Source organism: Burkholderia sp. KCJ3K979, from assembly GCF_016759955.1.
Taxonomy (GTDB): Bacteria; Pseudomonadota; Gammaproteobacteria; order Burkholderiales; family Burkholderiaceae; genus Burkholderia; species Burkholderia orbicola.
In genome coordinates this window covers 1-2,899 of record NZ_JACFYV010000376.1, presented here as the reverse complement: position 1 = coordinate 2,899, position 2,899 = coordinate 1, and the positions used below count along the sequence as shown (strand labels likewise).

At 69.2% G+C, this 2,899-nt stretch carries 2 protein-coding genes and 1 pseudogene; 2 read left to right on the top strand and 1 reads right to left on the bottom strand.

Annotated features, from left to right (window positions below; genetic code table 11):
• A partial coding sequence (locus H3O04_RS34805; RefSeq protein WP_202589460.1) for a DUF3999 domain-containing protein occupies positions 1 to 1,143 on the top strand: 1,143 nt, incomplete at its 5' end.
• 185 nt (positions 1,144 to 1,328) lie between these two features.
• Here H3O04_RS34805 and H3O04_RS34800 read toward each other — a convergent pair.
• Positions 1,329 to 1,937: pseudogene (locus H3O04_RS34800) on the bottom strand (GNAT family N-acetyltransferase); the annotation flags it as partial.
• A gap of 292 nt (positions 1,938 to 2,229) precedes the next feature.
• Here H3O04_RS34800 and H3O04_RS34795 point away from each other — a divergent pair.
• Positions 2,230 to 2,535, top strand: coding sequence for an NIPSNAP family protein (locus H3O04_RS34795; RefSeq protein WP_006490913.1), 306 nt, complete (start codon positions 2,230 to 2,232; stop codon positions 2,533 to 2,535).
• Positions 2,536 to 2,899: the final 364 nt, after the last annotated feature.

Below are 2,899 nucleotides of genomic sequence, written 5' to 3'. Positions count from 1 at the left end.
GTGCCGTACTCGCTCGACGCACCCGCCGCGGCCGCGCCCGCCGTGCCGCCGTCCCGCGCGCCGGTGCACTGGTTCCCGCTGCCGCCCGCGCGCGCCGAGCACGGCAACGCGCCGCTCGGCGTGACGGTCGGCCCGGACGGCGCGCTGCGCGCGGCCGTCGCGTCGCCTTCGCGCCCTGGGCGCGGCGCGGACCTCGTCGACCTGTCGCATACCGACGGCAGCATCGACGCACTGCTCGTGCACGTGGACGACGACAGCTACCAGGGGCGCGTGGCCGTCGAAGCCAGCGACGACCTGCGCAGTTGGCGGCCGCTCGGCAGCACGCAGTTGCTGAAGGTCGGCCGCGGCAACGACATGCTGGTGCAGGAACGCATCGCGCTCGACGGCGCGGCGCCGCGCTACCTGCGACTCGACTGGCTCGACGGCGCGCCCGCGATCGCGTCGATCGACGTCGAGACGCATCCGCGCGACGCACGCGGCACCGATACGGCGTCCGTGCCGCGCCAGTGGCGCGACGCCGTACGGATACGCGCCGGCGCCGCGCCGGGCGAGTATCTGTTCGACACCGACGGCGCGTATCCGGTCGATCGCGTGCGCATCGACCTGCCGCAGCCGAACACCGTCGCCCGCGCGACGCTGCAAAGCCGCGCCGATGCACGGGCGCCGTGGCGCGACGTCGCTGACGCCGTGCTGTTCCGGCTGCAGGGCAAGGGCGGCGAGCAGCGCAATCCGCCGCTCGAGTTCATCGCGAACACGGATCGCGCGTGGCGCATCGTCGTCGACATGCGCAACGGCGGGCTCGGCAGCGGCCAGCCGGCCATCGCGATCGGGTGGCATCCGGCCGCGCTGACCTTCGTCGCGCGCGGCACGCCGCCGTTTACGCTCGGCGTGGGCGACGCGTCGCTCGTGTCGTCGGCCGTGAGCCGCGACGCACTGCTGGTCGGCATGGCGCCCGAAGTGCGGCCCGCCCGCGTCGGCGCGGCGCTGCCGGCATCGGCCGTCGCGCCGGCGGCAGCCGCCGATGCGGATGCCGGGCGCCGCTACGTGCTGTGGGGCGCGCTGGTGGTGGCGGTCGGTGTGCTCGGCGCGATCGCATGGCGCGTCGCGAAAGCCGGCAGCGACACGCGCAGCCGCGACGAGTGACGTCGACATGCGTTTGCGTGCCGCTTGACGCGGCGTTCACGTTCATCGAGCAGGTGCGTTCTTTGGGACATCGCCACGCGTGACCGCACCGATTCATCGAGTGGCTCGCCTTCCACCTTTGCGTGAGGGCCGCACGACGCGCCAGCGGCCCGAGCCGGCGTCCGTCAGCCGCTATCGAGCCATGAAGCGGCCAGCCGCGATACCGGAGACACGCGGCGCACGGCATGGGCAACGGGCCGCTTGCACAGGATCGCGCTGTCGTAGCGCTTGCCGGCGAAGCGCATCACGTCGACCACCTCGAAGCCCTGCGCGCCGTAAAACGCCAGCAGGTGCGCAGCAGGATGCGGCGTATCCAGCGCGAGCAGCGCATAGCCGCGCAACGCGGCCCACTGCTCGGCGAACGACAGCAGCAACGCGCCGATTCCGCGGCTCTGGCAAGCCGGGTCCACCGCCACCTGGCGCACGCTCGCGACGCCTTCGCGCCGGTACAGCGAGCAGGCCGACGACGGATCGGTCGCATACAGCGTGGCCGTACCGACGACACGCCCGCCGCACACTGCGACATAGCACTCGCCCGCTTCCGCGCGGCAGCGCGTGACGTCTTCGTCCTGATCGACGCACGTGCAGTTGAGCCCCATCGCACCGAGCCGCGCGAACGCGCGGTGCAGCATCGGCGTCAGTTGTGCATAGCTGTCGATTGCCGGATCGAAACGCCGGACGATCACCCGATCGACGCACCGTGAAGGCAGCGCGGCAGGGGTGGGGTCGGCGATCGCGTTCCAGGGTATCGACATGGCCATGCTCCGTGGTGAAGATGCACGAAGTCTAGGAGCGCGCCGGTTACCGTCGCAAGAAAAAATGTCGTAAAAATTCCGGGCTAAGACGGCGGGCGGAGGTCACGAATACGGTGCGTTCCGATGCTGCGTGCACGTCGTGGCGAACGCATCGAAGCACCGATCGTTGTTCGCGCAAGCAACGCGCCATGCAATGAAGTCGCGTGGTGATGTCCACATCCGCGCGCATGCCGTTGACACGTACCGCCCCGCGCTCCAGACTCGCTGCTCCGTCACCGCCCCGCGAGCGCCCATGATCACCTGCTTCCTTCGCTACGTCGTCGATCCGTACAAACTCGTCGAATTCGAAACCTACGGCAAGATGTGGATTCCGCTCGTCGAGCAGTTCGGCGGCACGCATCACGGCTACTTCCTGCCGTCCGAAGGCGCGAGCAACATCGCGCTCGCGATGTTCTCGTTCCCGAGCCTCGCCGAATACGAACGCTACCGCGAACGCTCGAAGGACGATCCGGCCTGCCAGGCCGCGTTCCGCTACGCGGAGGAAACGCGCTGCATCGTCAGCTACGAGCGCAGCTTCTTCCGGCCGGTGTTCGAGTAACGGGCGGCGTCGCCGCGCATCGCGCCCCGTTTTCCAGCGGCGGACGAAAAAAAGCCCCGCCTGCATCCGCGCGGCGGGGCCAACCCATGTCAGTAGAGACATCATGGAGGAGACGAGCCCATCTTATCGACCGTGGCGCACCGTCTCAACCAAGCATTTCTGCTATCGATCTGCGGGGCCGCGCACACGATTGCCCCCGCCACGCGGCATATCGATAGAACGAAAAGTCGTTTTCAGAGTGGCGACGGGGTCGTTACCATCTGGTTTTAAGCCTGTGCTTAGCCGGGCAAGCCAATCCCAGGAGCGCCCCTTGACTGCATTCGATCAACACCGCCGCCCGTTCGTCGTCGGCATCGGCGGGACC

Bases quoted from the DNA above. Each gene is read 5' to 3' on its own strand.
- H3O04_RS34795 (WP_006490913.1), top strand. From the start codon at position 2,230: ATGATCACCTGCTTCCTTCGCTACGTCGTCGATCCGTACAAACTCGTC.